This window comes from Novosphingobium lindaniclasticum LE124 (assembly GCF_000445125.1).
Classification (GTDB): domain Bacteria; phylum Pseudomonadota; class Alphaproteobacteria; order Sphingomonadales; family Sphingomonadaceae; genus Novosphingobium; species Novosphingobium lindaniclasticum.
Genome location: NZ_ATHL01000046.1, coordinates 15366 through 39415, shown reverse-complemented (window position 1 = coordinate 39415; position 24050 = coordinate 15366). Strand labels below are relative to the sequence as shown.

Sequence of the window (24050 nt, the reverse complement as noted above, 5' to 3'; positions counted from 1 at the left end):
GCGCCCGGAGCGGCGCCCTCTTCCCTAGGCTATGCCGCGTTCCTTGAGGATGCGTTCGATCACCGGCTTGTCGCCGGGGTTGTTCAACTCGATCGCGTCCCACGACAGGGGATCGAGCGTGACCACCGAAACCGGCAGGCCAAGATCGAGGAACCGCAGCTGTTCCAACCCTTCGAGCAGTTCGAGTTCGCACGGCGGTGCGGCGACGTAGCGCTCCAGCGCCTCGCGCCGATAGGCATAGAGACCCAGGTGCAAGTGCACCGGCGGGAACTCCCGCGCTGCCGCTTCCGCGGGAAGGTAGGGCAGCACCCGCTTCGAGAAGTAAAGCGCGCGCCCGCGCCCATCGATCACGGCCGTGGTTCCGCCCACACGGCCTTCGGCCTGGTCGTGGACCAGATGCTCGTAGACAGAGCGGGACGCCCGCACGGCGGGCGTTGCCATGATCGCTTCGGGATCCTGGAGCAACCGCTCGACCAGGGCGGGCACCACGCCTGCAGGGGAAAGCGGCGCATCGCCCTGAAGGTTCACCACGACGTCCGCCACCGGGCCCAGCGTGGCGATCGCTTCCGCGCAGCGCTCGGTACCGTTGGCGCAATCGGGAGAAGTCATGACGACCTGTCCGCCGAAGCTATCCACTTCGGCGGCGATCCTCTCGTCGTCCGTGGCCACCCAGACCCCGGCGGCGCCGGGAACGCCCATGGCGCAGTCCCAGCTACGCCGGATCAGGCTGCGCTCCTCGCCCGTGGCGCCGGCGAGGCGGACGAGCGGCTTGCCCGGATAGCGGCTCGACGCGAAGCGCGCCGGGATGACGATCGCGAAACTCGCGGCAACACTGGCTGAAGTCACGGGAGGGTCAGCTCAGTCCCGAGCGGAGGAAGTCATGCACATGGATGATGCCGACGGGGATCTGGTTGATCGTGGCGACCATCTCGTCCTCGACCACGGCGCAGTTCGGGCCGTCTTCGCCGACGACGAAAGCGCATGTGATCTGTGCATCGTTGAGGAAGCGCAGCGCATCCTCGGCGGCCATGTCGGCGCGGAGCATCTTCGGACAGGGCGTCATCACCTCGCGGGCGCAGACCTGGTCGAGCACCTTAAAGTGACGGCGCAAGTCGCCGTCGGTGATGATGCCTGCCAGACGGCCTGCCTGATCGACGACACCCGCGATGCCGAAGCCCATCGAGGTCATGCAGGTGATGACGTCGTCCATCGGCAGGTTCAGATCGACCAGGGGCAGCTTGTCGCTGCCGTGCATGAGCTGGCTCACCGATGCCAGGCGCAGACCGATCGAACCGCCCGGATGAAGCGCCTTGAGGCTTTCACGGGACACGCCCTGCATGTCCATGAGCACCATCGCGATGGCATCGCCCAGTGCCAGCTGCTGCGTGGTCGAACTGGTCGGCGCGATGTTGGCCGAGCAGGCCTCGGTCGCGATCGGCAGCAGGATGCACACCGTCGAGCGGCGATCCACCAGCGATTCGGCGTAAGACGTCATGCCCACGACCGGGATGCCCCAGCGTTCGGTATGGTCGAACAGGACCTGGAGTTCGGCGGTGTTGCCGGAGTTCGAGATGGCCAGCACCACGTCGCCTTCGACCACCATGCCGAGGTCGCCGTGCGCGGCTTCGCCGGGGTGCAGGTACATCGCGGGTGAGCCAGTGGCGGAAAGAGTCGCGGCGATCTTGCGGGCGATGTGGCCGGATTTGCCGACGCCGGCGACGATGATTCGCCCGGTTGCGCCCGCCAGGATCTGGCAGCCCTTGGTGAAGCTGGCGCCCAGCGAGGCGCCGAGAAGATCCAACGTGCGCGCCTCGATTTCGATGACTTCCCGCGCCCTGGAAATAATGAGATTGCTGGCCCCGACGGTGATCGGGACGACCGAATGTGACAAGTTTACCCCCCTGCTGGTGTGCTTCCGATTGCCGCGCATCGCCTACACCTTGCTAGCCGCATTGCACAACGCCGCAGTCCTTACATGTACTGTTAAGCGAGGGCATAATCCGCGAATTTGTGCTACGCAGCATGATTGCCTATGTAAACCCCGCCATGTCCGACCAATCCTCCACTTGCCGCAAATTCGGCACGGGCGTCGGCAAGTAGCGGAGGTTGATTGTTGAAGCTATTGATGCGGCAGCTCTCCATTGCTTACGTAGATAGCTTTCAGTCCATCGAATCTACTGGGCGGCGCACCCCGACTTTGCGCCAGGGCTGCCCCACGACGTTCTCGAAGCGATCGCGTAGTGCCCAGAGCCAGCCCACCCGGCGCTCTGCGAGCCCCGGCAGGCTTAGCGGATCGCCGCCCAGCCAGGGCACGAAGGGATTGCGGCGGCCGTAGGACCAGATCTCCACCCGCTCGATCGGCCGAACCGAGTCGCCTCGCGCGTGAAATCCCAAGGTATCCGCCACGACCAGAGTGTTGGCGGGCACGGCCAGCGCGCGCGGCGCGGGCAGCTGCATTTCCGCAAGATCGGCAGCGTCCACCCGGGGCGAGCCGCGCGCCGAGAGCCTGTCGATCGCTGTCGGATCGGCCAGGCTGCGGCGATATTCCCAATCGAGCCGCGCTTTGGTCAACCGGTGCGAACCGGGCACGAAGGTGAACGGCGCCTCGTCCGCCGCAACCGCATTGAGGAACAGCCAGGACTTCAGCGACGAGTGGAAGGCATCGGCATGGAGCGTCTCCTGCGGGTCCGCCTCGTTGCTGGCGTCGTGAGTCACGATCGTCTGGATGTAGTGCAGCGGCGCGATCCGGAAGCCCGCGACGTAATGGAACAGCGCCTTGATATCCTTGCGGTCGAGCAGACGGCGCAGTTCGGGAACGGCGTGGAACATCTGCGGATCGACAGCGAGGCGGCGGGTGATCGCATCGCCCTGCCGCATTTCCCGCGCCTCGCCCTCGTAGCTGAGGATCGCGCGGCGCAGCGCCGCGAACTCCTCCGGCGGGATCACGTTCTCGATGGCGACGAAGCCGTCCCTGTCGAAAGCCTCGCGCCAGTCTGCCCGCACTTTGCCCGAGAGCCGCCACCGTCGCCAGCCACAAAGCGCGCCGGCCGCCCGCACCCGCGCACGGTGCAGTCCCCATCGGTTCAAACGCTGTGAGCCCAGCAGCGGATTGTCGAGGAAACTCTTGGCCGAAGTGCCGAGCTGGAGAAACCAGATCGGCAGCATGAGTAACGATTTGGCCTTGAGGACGGTCATAAGCAGTGGGCTACCAATTTCGGGGGAGCCGACATGCCCCCTATGACCGGTCGATGGCAACCGATTTCATGATATTCTGATCGTCAACTTTCTTGATCGGTGCCGCGGGGTGGATTTTAGGAAAAATTGCCTATGAGAACGGTCTCCTGCGGCGCCGCCGTTCTGACGCTTGCCGCCTGCCTGCCAGTGACCGGCGCCTGGGCGGAAGCGGTTGATGGCGCGGAGGCCTTTCCCGAGACCGAGCTGGCAGCTCCCGCCCAGGTGATGGCGGCGCTTGTTCCCGCCGGCACTTCCCCCCGGCCGTCAGGGTGTATCGCACTGGAACCGACGTGCGATGGGCCTGATGCAGCCTTGGCGGGTTGGGACCTCGCCGATCTGCGGAATCAGGATGTAGTAGCCGAGAACCTAGCGGGCTCGCCCGGCCTCTCCATCGAGAAGCCCGAAACAGGCTCCAGCCTGGATCGCTCCGGCCATGTCCCGCGAGACGAGGCGCGATATCGCGGCTTCTTCCAGCAGGCCGGCACGATCAAGACCGAACTGGCCATACTCGCCGTCTACATGGGCGCTCAGTCGGTGCCGAAGCTGTTCAAGGAGACCCGGCCGTTCCACTTCAAGGACGAAGGCTGGTTCGGCAAGGACACCGCGAACGTCGGCATGGACAAGCTGACCCATGCCTTCAACACCTACCTCATCGCCAACATCCTCCATGCCCGCCTGCATCGCAACACCGAAGCGTCCACCGGAGACGCCCTCACCGCTGGAGTGCTGGCCGCAGGGTTCATGGCGATCAACGAAATCTCCGACGGGATCGAGGCCGATAGCGGCTACTCCATGCAGGACATCGCCATGAACGTCACTGGCGCGGCCTTCTCGGTCCTGCGCAACGCGGTGCCCGGCGTGAAGGAGAAGCTGGCTTTCAAGATCGAGATCATGCCGAACAAGAGCATCTACAGCCATGTCGGCAAGAAGCATTACGCGCAGCAGCGCTTCATGCTGTCCATCAAGGGCGCCGGCTTCGCGGGCCTTCGCGAGACGCCGCTGCGCTACCTCGATCTCCAGGTCGGATACTACGCCTCGGACTTCCTCAACAGCGACCGGGCGAAGGGCATAGAGCCTAAGCGGCACCTGTTCTTCGGCGTCGGGCTGAACGTGGGCGAACTGCTGTTCGGCGAATCCCGCTCTCGCTTCGGCAGGGCCGCCCATTCGGTACTCGACCACGTTCAGCTTCCTTATACCTCGCTGCGTGTCGACACGGCGGGAGAGTTCGGCCATTGGTGACCCAAATCTTGGACGCCACAGAGACCTGCTGACCATGGACCGAAGCCTTACGCCTGCCGTCGAGCAGGCGATGCGCGATGCCGCGCGACTTGCCGTCATGCCGCGATTCGGAACGGCGGGCGCGGCGCTCGTGGCGGACAAGGCGCTGCGTCCCGGCGAAAGCGAGCCCGTGACCGCAGCTGACCGGGAATGCGAGGCGATCCTGTCCGACCGTCTCGCCGGATTGATACCGGGCGCCGCGATCGTCGGCGAAGAGGCCGTGCATCAGCAGCCGGAGCTGCTGGCGGGGCTCGGTTCCGGGACCTGCTGGATCATCGACCCGCTCGACGGAACCGCCAACTTCGCCGCCGGCACCGGTCCTTTCGGGTTGCTCGTGGCGCTGGCAGAGCAGGGCGTTCCGATCGGCGGCTGGATCCTCGATCCCCTGACCGGACGGTTCTGCGCCGCTCTTACCGGCGAGGGCGCCAGCATCGACGGGGAGGCTTTCCGCACCGCCGCGTCCGGCCGAGAACGACCGCTGGTGGCCGTCACCCGCCTCTTTTCCGACCAGTCCCGCAGGGCCAGGCTGCTCTCCTCCCTGGCCGAGAACGCCGAAGTGGTGGACAGCCCGCGCTGCGCCGCCGACCAGTATCCGCGCATCGCCACGGGCGGCCACGACGTGACCTTGTTCACCCGCACCCTGCCATGGGATCATGCTGCGGGCGTGGTCTTCCTCAACGAGGCGGGCGGCCGCGCCGCCCGGCCGGATGGCACGCCCTATCGCTGCGACGACGAGCGCGAGGGCCTGATCGCGGCAACGACCGACGAGGCATGGGATTGGTCCGCAAGACGGCTGGCCCAGGCGGGCGAGACGCTGACCGTGGATGTGAGGATTGCATGACCCCTGCCTTCCTCCGCATCCCCCCCTTTCCCGGCCATCGCGCTCCGCCCCTGGCCCAAACTCTGGCCGGGGCAGGACCGGCCCGAAGCCAAACGACCGGAAAAGAGCTGGCTCAAGCTCTCCGCGCCGCCCGCGTTGGCGGCGCTTTCTGGGGAGCCCAGGCGGCGCTGCCGCAAGGACGCGACGTTCTTGTTGCGGCTCATGGGACGACGCGAGCCGATCTCCAGCGCCGGGGTGTGCTGGATCGGTCGGTCACTCGGGGACGCATCGCCGGTCTTGAAGGGCTCCCCTCCCTCCCTGCGAACTGCGATCCCTGGACGGCCTGTGCAGGAACGCATCTCGTCGTTGCCGATGCCGACGACGAACTGCTGCTCGTCGCCGCGCTGTCCGGGTGCAGGGTCGAGCCAGTGGGCGACGGACGCTTCGCCGCTCTTGCCGATCCGGGCGCGCTCGAAGACGTCGTTTCCGCCGAACTTTCCCGCTGGACCTACCGCGATCCCTTCGGCGGGGCCACGCTCGGCGCCGTCCAGGCCATCGATCTGCTGGCCGGCTGGCGGACCCTGATCGACGCCAACCGCGATGTCGCGGCCGTCTATGGCATCGCCCGTTGGAAGCGGATCACGGCGGACAACCTGCTGTGGGACGGCTCAGGGCCGGTGCGGCATGCCGATAAGGCCCTGCCGCCGGCCGGCGCCTCGCTCGCCCTTGCCTGGATCGCCCGCAGCGATGCCGACACTCTCAGGGCGCTGGAAGCAAGCGGCGTCCACATTGGCGAAATCGAAGACGGCATGATCCGCTCGACGGGCCTTGGCGCCAATTGCGTGCCGCCGCTGTCGATCGTGGTCGATGCCCGGGGACCGCATTTCGACCCCGCGCAAGCCAGTGAACTGGAGATCATCCTTCAGAGCGCTACAATCCCCGAAGCGGTCCTCCAACGCGCCGCCGCCTTGCGCGAGCGGCTCGTATCCGGCGGCATCAGCAAATATGGTCAGGACAGCACGCATCGGCAGAATGCCGAGAAGAACGCCCGCAGTGCCGGGCGCAAGCTCGTGCTGGTCACTGGGCAAGTCGGGGACGACCGATCGGTTCTGCGGGGCGGCGGCGGGCTCGATAATATGGAACTGCTGCGCCGCGCAAGGGCGCAGGAGCCCGGCGCCACCATCGTCTTCAAACCGCACCCTGACGTCGAGGCGGGCCATCGCAAGGGGCGCATCCCGGACCCCATCGCGCTGGAATTCGCGGACGAGATCGACCGCACGTCCTCGATCGCCGCCCTGCTCGACCGGGTGGACGCCGTACACGTCCTGACTTCGCTCGCCGGGTTCGAAGCCCTCATGCGCGGCCGCGAAGTGGTGACTCACGGCGTCCCCTTCTACGCCGGCTGGGGCCTGACGCGGGACCTTGGCGCGGTGCCCGCTCGCCGGACCCGTCGCCGCAGCCTGGACGAACTCGTCGCGGCGACGCTGATCCTCTATCCCCGCTATCTCGATCCGGTTACCCGGCTGCCCTGTGGCCCGGAGACGCTGGTGGACAGGATCGCGGGGGGGCAGGCCGAAGTACGATCGCCGCTGATCCGCCTGCGTGAAGCACAAGGAAGGTTGAACCGGTTGATCGAATGGATCGCGCGGCGATAGGTGCCAGTCCCGCCTGAGTCAGAACCCGCTGAGTCGGATCCGGCTCAGCCGCGGATGGCTGGTCTCAGGCGCATCGCCAGCGAAATCACGAAAGGCCAGAACAGCGTCGCGATGATGTCGCGCGTGGTGTCCGGCCAGTTCCAGGAACCGTGCGCCAGGCGATCGATATATTCGTTCGCGGCTTCGAAGATCACGACCATCGCCAGCGGCCAGGCGGAACTGAGCTTCTTCTTCATCACGATGGCCGTGAGCAGCCAGATCGTGAGACCGGCATAAGTATGGGCGAACTTGTCGGGAGCGGGGCACTGCGCGACGATCCAGGAGATCGCGCGCTCATAGTGGTGGACGAATTCCATGCGGCCTTATGCTGCGGCGCACCAAGTCGGTCCAGCCCGTAAAGATCCGTCATGGCGACAAATCCGGGGACCCGCGACGCGCTTGCGTCAAGACGCGCCGAAACGGGTTCGACGCGCCTTGATCTTCTCCCTTCCCTCAGCCTGGGCCGCATGCCCTCCCTGTGGTCAGGCCAGCTTGCGCCGGAACCTCACCAAGGCCCCATCGATCGCTCCGCGCGCCGTATCGTTCCCGAAACCACCCGAGAGACGACCCGCCCATCATCCGGCCAACAGGTGCCTTTGCCTCGCCGTCACCCGGCAAGGTAGAGCGCCTGCTTGCGCCGAACGAGGGCGAGATCGTCCGCTCGGGGAACCGGATTGTCTCGCATGAAGAGGCATCCGTCATGGCTGGCATCCTCGCACGTTCATCGCAAGGCCTTCCGCCCGCCTGCGTGCCATCCGCGACAGCTTCATGACAGCATCCTCTTCCCGGCGGTTCGCAGGCCGCCTCTTGGCCTGGACATATAGCAGCCGATCAATGAAATCGGAAGCGATCATTGGCCGCCGTTGCCGGGCTTGCTCTATTCCGCATTGCGAAAGGAATTGCCCGTGCCCCGCGACCTTACGAAGACTCTCACCTACTTGTGCCTTCACCTGACCGTAGGCTTCAGCGTAGCCTATGTCATGACGGGTTCTCTTGCCCTCGCAGGCGGGATCGCTCTTGTGGAGCCCTGCATCAACGCGGTAGCCTTCTGGTTCCATGAACGCGCCTGGAAGAAGCATGATGCTGCATCCGCGAAAGCCGGGGTTCTTGCAAGAACAGCCCTCTGCGCCGCCTGAGCCCCGGCCGATTGCCTCCAGCACCGCTTTCCTGGACAAGGATGCGGATCGGGAACGGCCCTCGCCATCCCGCGTTGCCCCGCACTGAGAACCCGCTTCGCCCCTATGCGCGAAGCCCTTCATGCAATCACGACCCCAGGAAAGGACACGAAGCATGACCACGAACACCGCTTCCGCACGTTATTCGGGCCTCGGCAAGGGCGGCAAAGGCGCGATCACGACCCGCTCGGGCGTGTTGAGCGACCAGCCTTACGGCTTCGGCACGCGGTTCGAGGGCCAGCCCGGCACCAATCCCGAGGAACTGATCGCCGCCGCCCACGCCGCCTGCTTCACCATGGCCACCAGCTTCGCGCTGGCCAAGGCCGGCTTCGCGGACGGCACCCTGGACACGCAGTGCACGGTCACGCTCGACAGCGCGGACGGCGGCTTTGCAGTTACCAAGTCGGCGCTCACCCTCAAGGCCAGTGTGCCCGGCATCAGCGCCGAAGATTTCGAAAGGCTTGCCGACGAAGCCAAGGCGGGTTGCCCGATCTCGAAATTGCTGAACTGCGAGATCACGCTCGAAAAGTCGCTCGAGAGCTGAGCGCTCTGCGTACCGCGCTCGTCCCGTCGCTCAGGCAGTCAGGGATGAGAATGCGCTAGGAAAGCCTTCCGTCGCCTGCCATGGCCCCAGCCTGAAGAGCCGGTTCGATGGAGCCGGTCTCGCTGGAAGGACCGACATGGCAGGCGACGACGAAGACTACGTTTACGATGAAGACAGCGGCGAATGGATGCCCGCCTCCGAACTGGCCGGAAAACGCGCTGCCGAGAACAGCGTCGAAGTGCGCGATGCGGTCGGCAATATTCTGGCGGACGGAGACCAGGTCACGCTGATCAAGGATCTCGACGTCAAGGGCGCCGGGCAGACCCTGAAGCAAGGCACGCTCATCAAGTCGATCCGTCTCACTGGCGATCCGCAGGAGATCGATTGCAAGTATCCGGGCATCAAGGGACTGGTGCTGCGCGCCGAATTCGTCCGCAAACGCTGAATGGATCTGGCGGCCGGGTTTGGAACAGCCTGATCGACGGGGCGTTTAGAGGATCGGACGGGGCAAGCGGAGAAACCCATTGCCGATGAAGATCAATGTCGCCGCGGCCGTGCTAGGTGCGATCGCGATCGGTTTGCTGGCAGGCGCCTGCCTGCCGGCGGGCAGCGACGCGGATGTCCCCGTCGTCGTCGCCGCAGCGCAATCCGGTCATCGTCTGGACTAGGGCGTAATCTCAGCGCCTCTCGGCGGCCGAGCCTTCGCCCGTGGGGCGCTGACGATCGGTCCAGGCGCAGCCGCTGCGCGTCTCCTCCCCGTGCTTCAGCATGGCGGCGAAAGGGTAGCTGCGATCGGACATGCCGTCGCTGCACGGCCCGGGAGCAATCGCCAGCGTCAGCAAGGCGCCGTCGCGCTCGCCGCTGAACGAAAGACCGCCGCGACCAGCGAAACGGCTGACCGCCAGGGTCTCGCCGATGGGGTTTTCCGGAGTCTTGTAGGTCAACCGACCGGCGGACACATCTCCGCTCCAGAACGGTTCCGTGCCCGCGAACCGGACTGTTTCATCGGCCGATATGGCGCTGAATGGCGTATGATCCTGCGCATCGCCGGGCATGTTCTTCGCCCCGTCCTGGCAGGCGTACAATGCACAAAGGGCCGCTAAAGCCGGCAAGCGACGGGAAATCAGGGCGGGGGCTGTCATGGCGTCAGGCTAATCGCCCTGCGCGAAGCACGCAATCGGCCGGATGATGAACGCCGCTGACGATGCGTGATTCGCCGGCAACAAAATGCCGCTCGGCGCCCGATCTCACGAAATTTGCCATCAGGGAAGCAGCCATGGCGCAGCCCATATCGTGCTAAAGCCCTCTTTCGCGGAGCAAAGTTCAACAGTTGCAGTTTGTGCAATCCCAGTGGCAAGTAATTCCATTGCGGCAGCGATGTCAGATCTACATGTTGCACTGCAACAAGATAAGGGGTGCCCCAAGGCAATCTCCTATCGTCCAGACCAAGGATTTTGCCATGCTGAAGACCGTTTTCGCCATGGGCGCCGCTCTTGCTGCTGTCGCCACCACTGCCGCTCACGCTGAAGATGCCCGCGATTTCTCGCACGACGGCGTGCACTACAACTACACGACCGAGCAGAAGGGCAAGGTTACCGTGATCCAGGGCACCGCGTCGGGCCAGGTTCCGTTCCGCCTCTACGTGTCGGGCAACCGCGTCACCGGCACCTACAACTCGCGCAACGTCAATTTCCGCCTTGCCGACGCCAAGGGCGCTCTGGCCGGCGTGACCGCGCAGTAAGGGTTCATCCCTGACGAAAGAGGGCGCTTTCCCTTCGGGGAAGGCGCCCTTTTCGTATGCGCAGCCGCTCAGTGCCGCTTTTGCAACATGTCCTCGTGACGCACGAGGCGGATCTCGACGTCGCCCCCTGCTTCTACCCCATGCTTCGCGGCGATCGTCGCTTCCATTTCCGCGATCGCCGATCCGTCGGATCCGGGCGGGATCTTGTAGCGCGCCAGCACCATGCCTTCCTCCACGTCCACGACGCTGAAGTGGCTGGAGATGCACGAAGCGGCCAGCGCATCCAGATCGAGACCGTCTGCAAGGCTCCAGGTCTTGCCTTCGCGTGAGCGGATTCGCTTGCGGCAATAGCGGCATGTGCAGACGAGCGTTCCGTCCTCGTCCCGCTCTCGTCGCCCATCAGGCTCGTGCACGCGGGAGAACCAGCATGGCGTGAGCGAATAGGCGTCTGACCGTTTCGTAAACATGCGTTCACCATGTCACTGGGATATGAACGGTTGCTTGTCACGCGCCTCCGTATAAGTCCGGGGACATTCACCCTGCCGACATGGAAGCTCGATTAGTCCTATATTGGATAGAGACGTTGGCGCGATGCGGAGTTGAGATGGGTTTCGGCAAGTGGTTCCTGGTTCTGGCAGCGGGCGGAATCGGCGCAGGCGTGGTCGTGGCAGGTATGACCACGGGCAAGATGCAGAAGTATCCGGACGCTTACGCGCTTGGCGGTGAACACCGTGGCGCGGCCCGACCGGCCTATGGTGAGCCTGACGATACGGCCTACGCGCTGCCCGGAACCGACTTTGATTCCGAGGAAGACGGCGAGCCGGAAAATGCCGGGTTCGGCCCGTCGCGTGGCCGCATGGTCATACTCGGCGGCCCCGGCTGGGTGGACGATGAAGGATCGGCCGGCGCTCCCCGCTGGAGCGATGAGGATGACGACGCTTCCGACGAACGCCCCTTCATCGCAGCACCTTCGCAGCAGGCGCCGCGCTTTTTGCCCCCCGGCCCGCGCGGTTACCTACCGCAGCAGAGCCCGCCCCGCCCCGCAATGGCCCGACCGGCTCCCGGACGCGACTCCGCCGCGGACTCCGCAGCCCGCGCCGCCGGTGCCGCCGCCGACGTCCTGGCCGCCGAGCGGGACGGCGCCTGACGCTTCACCGCCGTTTTATCATCCCAGCGTCAGGAACACTTCCGCCTCGATCACCCATTCTCCGCCCAGTTCCCGCCACTTCGCCGTATAGACGCCCGACGCGGTGAGCACGTCGGAGGTGCTGTCGATGCCGTCCCAATGGCCATGTTCCAGCGCGATCGGTTCGACTGGCGAAAGGACGACCCGCTCCGTCGTCCTTGTATAGATCAGCCGTGCCGGTCCGGCGAACTCCCGCCGCCAGACTTTCACCTGCCCCATTCGCCCGGAGATCACGGCGCTGTCGGTGCCGGTCAGCATAACGCAGTCGCGCGCCAGAAGCGGCGCTATGGCACCGGCGTCACCCTCGGCGATGGCGCGGTTGAACGCGGCCCGCCGGGCGCGGATCGCAAGCTCCGAAGCGCTCACGCCCGGCCTCCGGCGCAGCCTGCCGGAGCGGGGCACCCTTGGGAAAAACCGTCGGGGACGAGATGGAAAATCGGCAGGCGGGGGCTCATGGGGGGCTTTCGTGCTGCGGAACAGGGCCGCACACGCTACATCAGCTGTTGCCGCTTGCCTCTACCTGTTGCGCGATCCAATCGTGGACAAGTGCCTGCGCCAAGCTGGATCGCCGCTTCAGGCACACCCTTCCACATAGCCCAGGACCGGCATCGTCCCGACGTGGATCAGCTTGACCTTGCGGTCCTGCCCGATTTCGAAGCGCAAGGCGGGATCGTCGCTCGCCCTGTCGGAGCGAACATTGGGCGCTGTGAGGTACTTCGCCGGAGCATCCTCGTACTTGTGCGGTTCCTCCCGGAAACCGGCGAACCACTTCTGCACGTCGCTTTCGGGGGAGCCCACGCCGACGCCTTCGACCAGCTTCACCTTCGACTGCCCGCCAAGCGTTATCCGGCGCACCTTGCCCTGCTCGACGATGGCATAGACGCCGGGATAATCGGGAGAACTGACCGTACGGCAGGCATCGGATATCTGAGCGCCGCGCTCGGCCCAGGAAGATCCCCGAGGCACGGCCTGCCCGATCCTGAGATCGCCCAGGCCTTCCAGCGAAAGCACCTGAGCATCGGCATTGGGCGAAGCGGCAGGGCTTGGCGCTCCGGATGCGGCCTCGTCCGGCACGACGGAGGTCGTCGCCGCCTCGGTGGTCTGCTCCGGGGCCGTCACCGGCTCGGAGGAACAGGCTGCGAGAGCGAGGGCAAGCGCGGAGGCGACGAGGATGTTCTTCATGGCGGTAACAACCGGAAGGATCGAGGGAAGTTCCAATCCGCAAGGCCGGACCCCGACGCCCGTTCGAGCGCCGGAGCCTCGGCTACAATCAGGCCGGCACGGTCTCTGCCGCCGGCTCACCGCTGGCGGCATTGTCCTTGCCCGAGGTTCCGCGGCCCACCGAGAGATAAGTGAAGCCGGCCTCGCGAAGGTGCTCGGGCTTGTAGACGTTGCGCAAGTCCACCAGTACCGGTGCCTTGGCGATGGCCTTGATCCGGCCGAGGTCGAGCGCACGGAAGGCGTCCCATTCGGTCACCAGGACGATCGCGTCGGCACCTTCGATGGCGGCGTAGGGGTCCTGCTTCATGTCCACCTGGGGCATCAGCGGCTGAGCCTGCTCCATGCCTTCCGGGTCGTAGGCGGCAACGGTCACGCCGGCATCGGCCAAGGTCTGGGCGATGGCGATCGAGGGCGAATCGCGCATGTCGTCCGTATTGGGCTTGAACGTCAGCCCCAGCATGGCCACCCGCTTGCCGCGCGCTTCCTCCGCCCCGCCAAGGGCATCGACGACCTTGCGGCCCATCGCGCGCTTGCGGGCGTCGTTGACCTTGACCACCGCCTCGACGATGCGCACCGGGCTGTCGTAATCCTCTGCCGTCTTGAGCAAGGCCAGCGTGTCCTTGGGGAAGCAGGAGCCGCCATATCCTGGGCCGGCGTGAAGGAACTTGGAGCCGATCCGGTTGTCGAGGCCGATCCCGCGCGCGACGTCCTGCACGTTGCCGCCGACTTTCTCGCAAAGATCGGCCATCTCGTTGATGAAGGTGATCTTCACCGCGAGGAAGGCGTTCGCGGCATACTTGGTCAGTTCCGAGGAACGGCGGCTGACGAAGAGGATCGGCGATTCGTTGAGGAACAGCGGGCGGTAGACCTCGCGCATCACGCTGCGGCCGAAATCGTCCTCGGCGCCGATGACGATGCGATCCGGGCGCTTGAAATCGCCGATCGCCGCGCCTTCGCGGAGGAATTCCGGATTGGAGACGACCGAGAAGCGGTGCCCCGGATTGCATTCGCGCAGGATCCGCTCGACCTCGTCGCCGGTGCCGACCGGGACGGTCGACTTGGTGACGATCACCGCATCGTTGGAAAGGTGCTCGCCCACCTCCTGCGCTACCGCGTAGACGTAGGAAAGATCGGCATGACCATCGCCGCGACGTGAAGGCGTCCCTACGGCGATGAAGATCGCCTGGGCACCGGCGATGCCCTCCGCAAGGTCGGTGGTGAAGGACAGGCGCCTGGCTGCGACGTTGGACTCGACCAGTTCGGCGAGGCCGGGCTCGTAGATCGGCATCATGCCGTGAAGCAGCCGCTGGATCTTGGTTTCGTCCTTGTCGATGCAGACGACTTCATGGCCGAAATCGGCAAAGCAGGCACCCGAAACCAGGCCGACGTAGCCCGAACCTACCATCGCAATCTTCATGGTGCTTCCATTTCCTTGTAAACGTGGAAAGTGAACGTGGGGAAGGTATCCTAGTCCCCTGCCCGATCGGCAAGTCAGCCATTCGGGCAGGTGGTTAACCGAATTCTCTCTCGACCTGCCGGTTCCAGCCCATGGAGCGGCCGGAGCCGCCTCCGGACGCGCCTCTAGCTGGCCGAAATGGTCATGTTGCCTACTTCTCCTTCGCCGCGGCCGGAGAGGAGCACGAGTTCCTGGCTGTCGCAGAAGGTGTCGGGGATGAAGAACTCGGTCGATCCGGATGTCATCTCGCCATCGCCGAGACGGCGGGCGGAGCCGTCCTTGGCATAGCAGACGATCTGGAGGACGACCGGCCGGAAACCCGCTTCGGCATGGGCGGCACCGTCCAAGCGGGCCACGTAGCGCCCTGGCCCGAGCAGGGCGTTGCGCTTGGCGATCACGCTGCGCAGCGGCTCTCGGTTGCGGTACTGCAGCACCACGCCGTTCTTGCCCTGGGTGAATGTCCGGTCGAGGCCCACCGCTTCAGGGTATTGCCAATCGTAGGGGCCGATCGGCGCATCGTCGCCCATGTCCTCTCGAAATGCGAAAGCACCCGGCTGGGTGAAACGGCCGTTCGCGCAGAGATTTCGCCAGAGGATCGCCGCCGTTTCGGCCCGCCCGGAGCGGACCAGCGCCTGAGTGCGCGGCGACAAGGCGCCGCAGTCCACGCGCGCGCCCTTGCGGGCCATGGTGGAGGCGACTGTCGTCAGAGCCGGCGGCGCGACCGCCGTGGCCGCCCAGGGCAGGAAGGCGTTGGCCCAGTACTTCTCCTGGCCGACTTGCGCCGCGAAGGCCTCGACGCCCTGCGGCTGCGACAGCAGGTCGGCGGTCATGTCCTTGAGGCGGTCGTCGTTCACGCCGACTCGCCAGAGTGCCACCGTTCGCTGCGCGGCAATGCCCCACTCCTGCGCCTGCAGGCCCAGCATCACCAGGCTCTCCTGCGTGAACCGGTCGCGCCAGCCCCGGTCGCCCGCCATGATCACCGACCGGAGCGCGGCATCCTGATCGCCTTGCTGGAGCTGGCCGAAGCCGAGCAGTGCCAGGCCTTCGGACGGGATCGGGCGGCGGCGAATGAAGTCTCGCGAAAGCGCCATTCCCGCCGCCAGATCGCCGCGATCATAGGCGTCATGCGCCAGGGATTCCAGCGAGGCGGAGCGAAAGAGCGGCGGCACCGAATCGCGCACCACCTGGGCTACGGCGAAGTTCCGGCGCCCTTCCCGGTCCAGTTGCACGCCCACGGCCGCCACGGCAGCCAGCGCCAGAGCCGCAAACCACGCGGTGCGACCGAAGAGCGACGCCATCCCGGATCAGTCCTTTTCGCCGTAGCTGTAGTAGCTCGCGGCATAATAAGTGTAGTCCTCGCCTCCGACCTTCGGATCGAAGCGGTTGAGGACGACGCCCAGCATGTTGGCCTTGATCAGCGCCAGTCGGCGCAGCGCGGACTTCACGGCGCCGCGATGGAAGCTGGAGGCGTCGACCATGAACAGCACGCCGTCGGCATGATTGGCCAGCAGCGCCGCGTCGGAGAGGCCGAGCAACGGCGGCGAGTCGATCACCACCACGTCGAACTTGCGGCGCGCCTCTTCCATGAACTGCGGCAGGCGCTCGCCGGACAGGATCAGCGCGGGATCGGGCGGAGAGGGCAGCGCCGACATGTAGCTGAGGCTCGGAACGTCGGTCTGCTGGAGCGCGGCATCGAAGGTCTTCTCCCCGGTCAAGACGTCGGTCAGGCCTGTCGCCTTGCGATCGTTCATGAAGTTGTGGAGCGTGGGCCGCCGCAAGTCGGCATCCACCAGCAGCACGCTCTTGCCCAGCACGGCGATATCGTGGGCCACCGCGCGCGCCGTCGTCGACTTGCCCTCGGATTCCCGGGAGCTGGTCACCATCAGCACTTCCGGCAGGCCCGTCGCGGTGGAGTAGCGCAAGTTGGTTACGAGCGAGCGATAGGCTTCGCTGACCCGCGAGCGGCGATCGTCGAAATGACTCGCCACGTCGCCGCCCTTCTCCAGCGGGATCAGGCCGAGCAGCGGCATGCCCAGCTTGCGCTCCACGTCCTCCGGCGAGCGGATCGCGTCGTCGAAGATCTCGCGCAGCAGCACGGCAGCGGCAGCCAGCACCAGGCCCAGCACCAGCGAGGCGACGATATTGACCAGCAGGCGCGGCGAGTAGGGCTTGGGCGGCACTTCCGCCTTGTCGATGAGCGTCAGGTTGTTCGACGAGGCACCGGCCGTCGCGTTGAGCTGATTGTAGCGCGAGAGCAGCGTATCGTAGAGCGTCTTGTTGGTATCGGCTATACGCTTGAGAACGGCCAGCTGAACGCCGCGATCCTGCTCCTTCAGCGCCTCGCCGCGCAGCGAATCGACCTGCCCGGCGAACGACTTCTCGCGCTCAAGGGCGGATTGGTATTCAAGGTAGGCGGACTTCTTGATGGAATCGGCAATCGCACCGATGCGGCCATCGTACTCGGCGATTTCGGCCTGCTTGGACTTGATCGTGGTGAAGTCGTCCAGATGGCGGGTGCGCTCCTCGGCCAGCGCGGCCTCTACCTTGGCCTTTTCGGCCAGCAGCGTGGAGACGGCCGGGTTGGCATTGACTTCCGGGATCGCGAGGGGCGCGGCCTTTGCCAGGGTCAGCCAGCGATCCTGCGCGGCGATGCGGTCGGCCGTGGCTTTCGCGGAAGCATCGTTGAGCTGCACGAGGCTGTTGTTGGTGACCGAGAGCACCGACTCCTGGTTTCCGTCCTGGCCTTGGCTGGTAACGCGGATCAGGCCCGCGGCGCTGGCGTACTGGTTCAGATCCCGTTCGGACTGGGTGACCTTGGCACGCGCCTCGTCAAGCTGGTCGGCCAGGAAGCGACGGGCATAGGAGGAGCTGTCGTACTTCTGGTTCAGGTTGCGCTCGATGTAGCGCTGGCCGTAAAGCTGCGCCAGCTTCGCGGAGTATCCCGCGCTGCGGCTGCTCACGCTGATGCTGACGATGCGGCTGTCCGGCGGCAGGGCCACGGTAAGGTTGCCGAGCAGCGCATCGATCGCCGCTTCCTTGCGCAACTGGTCCAGCTTCTTGCTGCCGCCCGACTTGAGCACGTTTTCCTGCGTGGGCATGTCGATCCCCATCGCCTCGTAGAAGGCGGGATCGCGGTCCAGGCGGCCGCTTTCGACGACGCTTTCGGTCAGCGAGCGGCTCTGGATGATGCCGAGCTGCGTCTGCAGAAATCGCTCGGCATCCTGGACGTTGGTGACTTTCTGAAGCTCGCTGCCCTCGATGATCTGGTCCGCCTGGTCCTCGATCAGCACCCGCACCCCTGCGCTATAGCGCGGCGCGATCAGCAGGGTGACGACCACGCCCAGCACCAGGCATGCCGCCACGATCGCACCGATCAGCGCGATGTTGCGGCGAACCATGCCCATGATGGTTTTCAGCAGCGCGGTCAGATCCGGGCCGGATTCCTCGGGATAGGACCCACCATAGGCCCCTCCGCGAAGATCGACCCGATCGAGAAAAGCTTCGTTCAAGATATAGCCCGCCTTGTTCTTGTGTCCACGCGAGTAGTGGTCGACCCGATATTCGTTCATCGTTTCAGAGGATCCGTGGTGGAGGGGCGGGCGGCGTGAGGCCGGTCTCCTGTTCGGCGCGATCTGCGCCGAACTTCCCCGGCTTCGTCGTCGTCCCGGCCGCCATCGATCAGCAGCGCCAGCATCAGCCCGGCCAAACAGAGCAGGGTCTGGCTACGCAGTGGATAGTCGGTGATGGACTGCAGCGCGATCAGAGCGAAAGTGCCCACGCCTGCCAATCCGATTCCGCCGCGCCGAAGCGCCTGTACGCCGAACCGCGCGACAGCCGCGATCCACCCGGCGGCCAGGGCAATCCCGAGGATCCCGGATTCGAGCGCGGCTTCCAGGAAATCGTTATGCGCACGCTTGGCCCGGCCGTAGCTGAGATTTTCCAGCGACTCGTCCGCCTGGAACACGTCGTCGAACGTGCCGATTCCGCTGCCGACCGGCATGTACCGGCCGATCGCCGCTATCGTGTCTTCCCAAATAAGCGGGCGCTGCTCGTCCTCCACCGCGTCGAAGCGCGCGAAGCTGCGCTGCACGCGCTGGTTGCCGGCCAGCAAGGCAGCACTCCCGGCGAGCACGAGCACAGCCGCAGCAATTACGATCGCCAGGCGCCGGTTCCAGGTCGGCCGCCGCCACCGCAGCCAACGCCATGCCGCGAGGCAGGCCGGCACCAGCAGCAAGGCCATGCTGGACCGCGACCGCGTGAGGACGACGCCGACGATCAGCAGCAGGGCCGTGGCCATCCCTCCCAGCGTCCAGATCGCACGGACCTGTCGCAGCGGGAAGACCGCCACCAGCGCCACCAACGCCGCATCGAGCATGAGCCCGGCGGTGTTGCGGTTGGCGAAAGTGCCCTGGAGATCGGGAGAGCCGAGAGTTTCGGCATAGAACACCAGATGGCGATTGCCGCTTGCAAGCTGCTGGGCGCCGAGCAGCACCACCAGCAGCCCGCACGCGGCGACCAGCATCAGCAGGCGGCGACGATCTTCCGCCGACGATTGCCACGACAGGACGAGAATTGCCAGCGCGGGCAAGAGAGCGAAGAAGGCGATGGCCGTTCGGTTGGGATCGAGCGAAAACGCCTTCCAGATCTGGCTGCCGCCGGTCAGTTCAAGCGATTGCACGGCGAATTCCCGCCCCGGAAGCGCTTGCCAGATCGCGGGGGGCAAGGGCACCAGCTGCAGCAGCGGCAGCAGCAGCGTCACGGCAACCAGCACGGATATCGCGCGCGGCGCGGAGCGGAAGAAGGTCTTCACCGCGGCACCGTTCACCGCCAGAATCGCCAGGGCGAGAAGCTGAACCACCAGATTGGCGAGGCCGGCAGCGGAGCCGCCGCCGCCGAACAGGACACCCGCCAGCAGCAGCCCTCCGGCTTGCACCCCCGGGCTGCCCGCCCGCATTCCCGGCACGAAGATCGTGCGCTTTTCAGCTATCGAGCCAGACAGAGTTTCTTCCTTATGACTGCAAATCGCGGCACCATACTTCGCCAACCTCAGTCGTTTGGGGGACAATTACATCCGGCGCAGATTACCCGACTTGCGAAAATCGTCGCCAGTTTCCGACCCCGGCCCGCGGGTCCAAAAAACCGCTGCGCGACCGGAATGTCATCCGCGTGCTATAATGAAGCGACAGAACAAGTCCGTTCCCGAAGCGAAGCGGCAAAGACGCCGGAAACATTCCCGGTTATGGCAACGCACCTCTGCTTCATGAGTCCTCCTGGAACTGCGGCATGTAGGTCGATCTTGTTTCAGGAGCATACCGCGCTGCACAATCGAGAGCAAATCAACTGGGCTGCTCTGCGCGCGATTTCAGCGCCTCTCGTCGTACTTACAAGGCTTTCCATCGCAGCAGCGCGCTGCCTCCGCCGGGTTCGACTGTGAACCTATGCGCTGTGACTGACCGCCGGATCGCGTGATCAGTTTCGTCAGCTAATAAGACTGTTCACGCATTCCGAATACTGCTGGCGAAAGCGTTCCTCGCCGAAGCTGGCGGCGTTGACGATGCAGTCTTCGGAGCGAATTTCGCTTTCGCCCTCGACGAAGCGGTCGATCGCTCCGACGAGGCTTTCCACGGTCTGATCCTCGAACCAGACGCCCGTGGCGCCGCTGTTGCCAAGCGGGCGCACGGTTTCGGCCGTCCCGCCCTTGCCCAGGCAGATCACCGGGGTTCCGCAGGCCTGCGCCTCGACCGGGACGATGCCGAAATCTTCAAGCGCGGCAAAGACCAGAGCCCGCGCGGTTTGGAACTCGCCGATCACCTGCCCGAAGGGAACGTGCCCGAGCATCTCGACGTTCGGCCCGGCGAGCTGACGGATCTTCTTCATGTCCGGGCCGTCGCCAATCACCCGAAGACGAAGATCGGGGCGGCGATTGAAGGCCTCGACGATCATCTCCACACGCTTGTAAGGCACGAGCCGGGAAGCGGTGACGAAGTGATCCCCGCGCGCCGCCGTGCCGGGAACGAAGTCGCCGGTATTGACCGGCGGATAGATCACCTGCGCTTCGCGCCGATAGATCTTCCAGATGCGGCGGGCGATGAACTGCGAGTTTGCGAGGTAATGGTCCACACTCTGCGCGGTACGCATGTCCCAAAGGCGGAACCGGTGCATCATCTCGCGCGCGACCGCCCGCTTCAGACCGCCGAGCTTGCCGCCTACAGTCGCGATGTATTCATGGGTCAGATCCCACGCATAGCGCGCGGGACTGTGAACGTAACTGACGTGCAACTGGCCGGGACCGGTGATCACGCCTTTCGCCAGTGCCGCCGAAGAACTGAGCACCACGTCATGTTCGGACAAGTCGAACGCCTCGATCGCACGGGTCGATTGCAAAAGCAGGAAGCGGTAATACTGCTCGACGAGCGGAAGATCGTTGAGGCTAGAGGTGATGATCCGGTGGTCGGCCCCGAAGAAGTTGCGCGCCGTCTCTTCCGGCAGGAAGTTGAACAAGGTGAAGATGTCGCTGCCCGGTGCGCAGTTCGCCATCTGCTGAAGCACCCGCTCCGCCCCGGCGATCAGGGGAATCCAGTCGTGGACAAGCGCGACGCGCTCGCCGCGGATCAGTGCCTCTGCGGCCCCCTGGGGTGCGGCGGCAACAGGAACGCTGTGTTTCATGAGCGTAAGTGATCCTTCGTGATGGAGCGGGACTTCACGGGAAACGCCGTTGATCTTGGCTTTGAACTAGTCCGACCCGAACAGGTCGCGCGAAAAGACCTTGTCCTTCACGTCGTCCAGTTCGGGAAGGACGCGGTTGGTGACGATCACATCGGCCCGCCGCTTGAAGGTTTCCAGATCGGCCTCGACCGGCGTGTTGAAGAAGCTCGCATCGGGGTAGCTCGGCTCGTAGAGCACCGTTTCGATGCCCTTGGCCTTGATGCGCTTCATGATCCCCTGGATGGAGCTCTGGCGGAAGTTGTCGGATCCGGCCTTCATGACCAGGCGGTAAAAGCCCACCACCTTCGGCTTGCGGGCCAGGATCGTGTCGGAGATGAAGTCCTTGCGGGTGCGATTGGCTTCGACGATGGCGCCGATGATCGTCTGCGGAACTTCGTGGTAATTGGCCAACAACTGCTTGGTGTCTTTCGGCAGGCAGTATCCGCCATAACCGAAGGACGGGTTGTTGTAATGAGAACCGATCCGGGGATCGAGGCCGATGCCTTCGATGATCTGCCGCGCTTCCAGCCCGCGCGACATGGCGTAGCTGTCCAGCTCGTTGAAATAGGCGACGCGCATGGCGAGGTAGGTATTCGCGAATAGCTTGATCGCTTCGGCCTCGGAAGGGTCGGTGAAGAGAACCGAAACGTCCTTCTTGACCGCGCCTTCCAGCAGCAGATCCGCGAAGATCCTCGCGCGCTCGGACTGTTCCCCGACGACGATGCGACTGGGATGGAGGTTGTCGTGAAGCGCCCGGCCTTCGCGCAGGAATTCGGGGCTGAAGATCAGGTTGCGCGTCCCCATCGCCTCGCTCGTCGCGGCGGTGAAGCCCACGGGGATGGTCGATTTGATGACCATGACTGCGTCCGGCGCATGCTCCATGACCTCGCGAATGACCGCCTCCACCAGAGTCGTGTCGAAGCGATTGGTCACTTCGTCGTAGTTGGTAGGCGCGGCGATGATCACGTAATCGGCGCCGGTATAAGCCTCGACCGGATCGAGCGTGGCGCGCAAGTTCAGATCGCCGCGCCGAAGGAAAGCCTCGCACTCGGTATCGATGATCGGCGAGCGCCCGGCATTGATCATGTCGACTTTGGCGGCCACGACGTCTTTCGCCACGACTTCGTGGTTCTGCGCCAGCAATAGCGCATTCGACAGACCGACATATCCGACGCCTGCAACAGCGATCTTCATTTCTGCTCCTCTGACCGCCCTGGCAGGGCAGGTTCGACAACTTCGCACCAGCGGGATGAGCCGGCGCCTCCGGTTAGTGGGATAGTGGAAAGTTCCGGTCGGTGAAACTGCAAGCGATTGATGCGAATGCTGTGCCGAGGATCGCTTTTGCGTTCAAGCGATCCGCGGGATTATGGGATAATCGGGTGCAGTAACGCGACGGAATTCATATGCTTCAACAAAATGACGCAGGAATTCCTCTCCGGCGATGTTGCAACGCAGCTAAAGCGGCTTCGGCCGCTCACAACGGAAGCGCAGCTTTATGTGACCTCGCGCGCCGCAGTTCTACCGATTCGCTATCACACAGGGCGATATAAGGGCGAGACGCCTCGTTCATCTGACAGTCATCTCGCTGATAAACGACTATAATGTTTTCGGCATTTACCATAGCGCAGTAGTGCCGGCCGCTTCCTCCCTGCAGGGCAACGCGCCGTGACAGGCACCTATCGGCACAAATGCCGCATTGCAAAACGTTCGATCGACGCCAGCCGCTCTGCTCGCGAAGTCGCCTGTCACGTTTGTAGGAGCGCCGAATAGGAGCACTGCCATTTTCGTCGCGGCGTTCTACTGCGATCTACCGCTCGTGAACTGTCGGCCACCCGTTCCCTAGGTCCGACGCCTCCCCTTTCGGACGACTTGCCAAGTTCCTTGCAAGCCTGCAAAACATGCGGACATCTCCACAAAATCTGGACTTTAGCATGACTGATGACGTCGTCGGCAAGGCTGCCCCCCGCACGGCTTTGATTACGGGTGCCGCGGGTTTTATTGGGTACTACCTCTGCCGCAGACTGCTGGATGACGGTTTTCGGGTGATCGGCCTCGACAGCCTCAACGACTATTACGAAGTCGCCCTTAAGGAACGCCGCCTGGCCATGCTCAGCCAGAACGAGCATTTCCGCTTCATCAAGGGCAAGCTGGAAGATCCCGAACGACTGATGACGTTGTTCTCGGAAGAAAAGCCGGACATCGTCGTCAACCTCGCCGCGCAGGCGGGCGTGCGCTATTCGATCGACAATCCGCGCGCCTATGTCGAGGCGAACCTGATCGGCGTGTTCGAACTGCTGGAGGCCGCGCGGGCCTATCCGCCGCAGCACATGCTGATGGCGTCCACCTCCTCGGTCTACGGCGCCAATACCGAGATGCCTTATGCGGAGACCCACAAGGTCGACACGCAGATGTCGTTCTATGCGGCGACGAAGAAGGCCAATGAAGCGATGGCGCATTCCTATGCCCATCTCTACGATCTGCCGATCACGATGTTCCGTTTCTTCACGGTCTACGGACCCTGGGGCCGCCCGGACATGGCGCTGTTCAAGTTCACCAAGAACATCCTCGCCGGCAAGCCGATCGACGTCTACAACCACGGCGACATGAAGCGCGACTTCACCTATGTCGAAGACCTCGTGCAGGGCATCCGCCTCTTGATCGACAGTGCCCCGGTCCGCCCCGAAAGCGCCGAGGACATCGCCCAGCACGACAGCCTTTCGCCGGTGGCGCCATGGCGCGCGGTGAATATCGGCAATTCGGATTCGGTGCAGCTGATGGACTTCGTGCGCGCCATCGAAAGCGCTACCGGCCAGAAGGCCGAGATCAACATGATGCCGATGCAGCCCGGCGACGTGCCCGCGACCTGGGCCGATGCCTCCCTTCTCCAGGATCTTACCGGCTATCGCCCGACGACTTCGGTGAAAGAAGGCGTGGCCAAGTTCGTGGAGTGGTATCGCGACTACTATCAGGTCTGACGAGTACCGAAGAATTGCGAG

24 protein-coding genes are annotated in these 24050 nt (G+C 64.6%); 10 read left to right on the top strand and 14 right to left on the bottom strand.

Going from position 1 to position 24050, the window contains the following annotated elements:
* Window positions 1–24: 24 nt before the first annotated feature.
* The 3 genes from L284_RS30525 to L284_RS30515 all read right to left on the bottom strand — a co-directional run bounded on the left by L284_RS30525 (window position 25) and on the right by L284_RS30515 (window position 3165).
* Window positions 25–846, bottom strand: a complete 822-nt coding sequence (locus L284_RS30525) for a 3-deoxy-manno-octulosonate cytidylyltransferase (protein ID WP_021233115.1) — start codon at window positions 844–846, stop codon at window positions 25–27.
* Window positions 847–853: 7 nt separating this feature from the next.
* A complete protein-coding gene (locus tag L284_RS30520; protein WP_021233114.1) occupies window positions 854–1891 on the bottom strand; it encodes a KpsF/GutQ family sugar-phosphate isomerase in 1038 nt (345 codons plus the stop codon).
* 269 nt (window positions 1892–2160) lie between these two features.
* Window positions 2161–3165 (bottom strand): phytanoyl-CoA dioxygenase family protein, encoded by a 1005-nt coding sequence (locus L284_RS30515; protein WP_235054312.1) that lies wholly within the window; start codon window positions 3163–3165, stop codon window positions 2161–2163.
* Between the two features lie 162 nt (window positions 3166–3327).
* Between L284_RS30515 and L284_RS48690 the strand changes: the two genes are divergently transcribed.
* Genes L284_RS48690 through L284_RS30505 form a run of 3 tightly spaced genes read left to right on the top strand, consistent with a single transcriptional unit; the run spans window position 3328 to window position 6987 of the window.
* Window positions 3328–4473: a DUF2279 domain-containing protein gene (locus L284_RS48690; RefSeq protein WP_021233112.1), complete on the top strand. Its 1146-nt coding sequence runs from the start codon at window positions 3328–3330 to the stop codon at window positions 4471–4473.
* Between the two features lie 34 nt (window positions 4474–4507).
* Window positions 4508–5353: an inositol monophosphatase family protein gene (locus L284_RS30510; protein WP_021233111.1), complete on the top strand. Its 846-nt coding sequence runs from the start codon at window positions 4508–4510 to the stop codon at window positions 5351–5353.
* Entirely contained in the window at window positions 5350–6987 is a 1638-nt protein-coding gene (locus L284_RS30505) for a capsular polysaccharide export protein, LipB/KpsS family (RefSeq protein ID WP_040712661.1), read from the top strand. Before L284_RS30510 ends, L284_RS30505 begins: the two co-directional genes overlap by 4 nt.
* Before the next feature lie 44 nt (window positions 6988–7031).
* On the opposite strand, the gene L284_RS30500 is transcribed toward L284_RS30505, so the two are convergent.
* Window positions 7032–7343 (bottom strand): hypothetical protein, encoded by a 312-nt coding sequence (locus L284_RS30500; RefSeq protein WP_021233109.1) that lies wholly within the window; start codon window positions 7341–7343, stop codon window positions 7032–7034.
* A gap of 588 nt (window positions 7344–7931) precedes the next feature.
* Between L284_RS30500 and L284_RS47210 the strand changes: the two genes are divergently transcribed.
* The 4 genes from L284_RS47210 to L284_RS48190 all read left to right on the top strand — a co-directional run bounded on the left by L284_RS47210 (window position 7932) and on the right by L284_RS48190 (window position 9413).
* Window positions 7932–8162 carry a DUF2061 domain-containing protein gene (locus tag L284_RS47210; RefSeq protein WP_021233107.1) on the top strand — a complete coding sequence of 77 codons (231 nt, stop codon included), beginning with the start codon at window positions 7932–7934 and terminating at the stop codon, window positions 8160–8162.
* Window positions 8163–8316: 154 nt separating this feature from the next.
* Complete coding sequence (locus tag L284_RS30495) at window positions 8317–8745, top strand: OsmC family protein (protein ID WP_021233106.1); 429 nt, start codon at window positions 8317–8319, stop codon at window positions 8743–8745.
* A 136-nt stretch (window positions 8746–8881) separates the two neighbouring features.
* A complete protein-coding gene (locus tag L284_RS30490) occupies window positions 8882–9190 on the top strand; it encodes an alkylphosphonate utilization protein (RefSeq protein ID WP_021233105.1) in 309 nt (102 codons plus the stop codon).
* Window positions 9191–9275: 85 nt separating this feature from the next.
* Window positions 9276–9413: a hypothetical protein gene (locus L284_RS48190; protein WP_021233104.1), complete on the top strand. Its 138-nt coding sequence runs from the start codon at window positions 9276–9278 to the stop codon at window positions 9411–9413.
* Between the two features lie 9 nt (window positions 9414–9422).
* Here L284_RS48190 and L284_RS30485 read toward each other — a convergent pair whose 3' ends face one another.
* Window positions 9423–9800 (bottom strand): COG3650 family protein, encoded by a 378-nt coding sequence (locus L284_RS30485; RefSeq protein ID WP_235054311.1) that lies wholly within the window; start codon window positions 9798–9800, stop codon window positions 9423–9425.
* Window positions 9801–10204: 404 nt separating this feature from the next.
* Here L284_RS30485 and L284_RS30480 point away from each other — a divergent pair, with 404 nt between their 5' ends.
* Entirely contained in the window at window positions 10205–10486 is a 282-nt protein-coding gene (locus L284_RS30480; protein ID WP_021233102.1) for a hypothetical protein, read from the top strand.
* Window positions 10487–10554: 68 nt separating this feature from the next.
* Here L284_RS30480 and L284_RS30475 read toward each other — a convergent pair whose 3' ends face one another.
* Window positions 10555–10953, bottom strand: coding sequence for a hypothetical protein (locus tag L284_RS30475; protein WP_031341643.1), 399 nt, complete (start codon window positions 10951–10953; stop codon window positions 10555–10557).
* Window positions 10954–11090: 137 nt separating this feature from the next.
* Between L284_RS30475 and L284_RS47865 the strand changes: the two genes are divergently transcribed.
* Window positions 11091–11633, top strand: a complete 543-nt coding sequence (locus L284_RS47865; protein WP_021233100.1) for a hypothetical protein — start codon at window positions 11091–11093, stop codon at window positions 11631–11633.
* Window positions 11634–11651: 18 nt separating this feature from the next.
* Here L284_RS47865 and L284_RS30465 read toward each other — a convergent pair whose 3' ends face one another.
* The 8 genes from L284_RS30465 to L284_RS30430 form a co-directional block, all read right to left on the bottom strand.
* Window positions 11652–12038, bottom strand: coding sequence for a DUF4440 domain-containing protein (locus L284_RS30465; RefSeq protein ID WP_031341642.1), 387 nt, complete (start codon window positions 12036–12038; stop codon window positions 11652–11654).
* Between the two features lie 207 nt (window positions 12039–12245).
* Entirely contained in the window at window positions 12246–12854 is a 609-nt protein-coding gene (locus L284_RS30460) for a hypothetical protein (RefSeq protein ID WP_021233098.1), read from the bottom strand.
* Between the two features lie 88 nt (window positions 12855–12942).
* Window positions 12943–14310 (bottom strand): UDP-glucose dehydrogenase family protein, encoded by a 1368-nt coding sequence (locus tag L284_RS30455; protein ID WP_021233097.1) that lies wholly within the window; start codon window positions 14308–14310, stop codon window positions 12943–12945.
* Window positions 14311–14474: 164 nt separating this feature from the next.
* Window positions 14475–15647, bottom strand: coding sequence for a hypothetical protein (locus tag L284_RS30450; protein WP_021233096.1), 1173 nt, complete (start codon window positions 15645–15647; stop codon window positions 14475–14477).
* 6 nt (window positions 15648–15653) lie between these two features.
* The gene (locus tag L284_RS30445) at window positions 15654–17918 is read right to left on the bottom strand and encodes a GumC family protein (protein ID WP_021233095.1); all 2265 of its coding nucleotides are present in this window, start codon (window positions 17916–17918) and stop codon (window positions 15654–15656) included.
* Window positions 17915–19303: an O-antigen ligase family protein gene (locus L284_RS30440; RefSeq protein WP_081673917.1), complete on the bottom strand. Its 1389-nt coding sequence runs from the start codon at window positions 19301–19303 to the stop codon at window positions 17915–17917. The genes L284_RS30445 and L284_RS30440 overlap by 4 nt, the downstream gene beginning before the upstream one ends.
* A 524-nt stretch (window positions 19304–19827) precedes the next feature.
* Complete coding sequence (locus L284_RS30435; protein ID WP_021233093.1) at window positions 19828–21015, bottom strand: glycosyltransferase; 1188 nt, start codon at window positions 21013–21015, stop codon at window positions 19828–19830.
* Between the two features lie 66 nt (window positions 21016–21081).
* A complete protein-coding gene (locus L284_RS30430; RefSeq protein ID WP_021233092.1) occupies window positions 21082–22248 on the bottom strand; it encodes a nucleotide sugar dehydrogenase in 1167 nt (388 codons plus the stop codon).
* A 737-nt stretch (window positions 22249–22985) separates the two neighbouring features.
* Between L284_RS30430 and L284_RS30425 the strand changes: the two genes are divergently transcribed.
* Window positions 22986–24029: an NAD-dependent epimerase gene (locus L284_RS30425; protein ID WP_021233091.1), complete on the top strand. Its 1044-nt coding sequence runs from the start codon at window positions 22986–22988 to the stop codon at window positions 24027–24029.
* Window positions 24030–24050 lie beyond the last annotated feature (21 nt).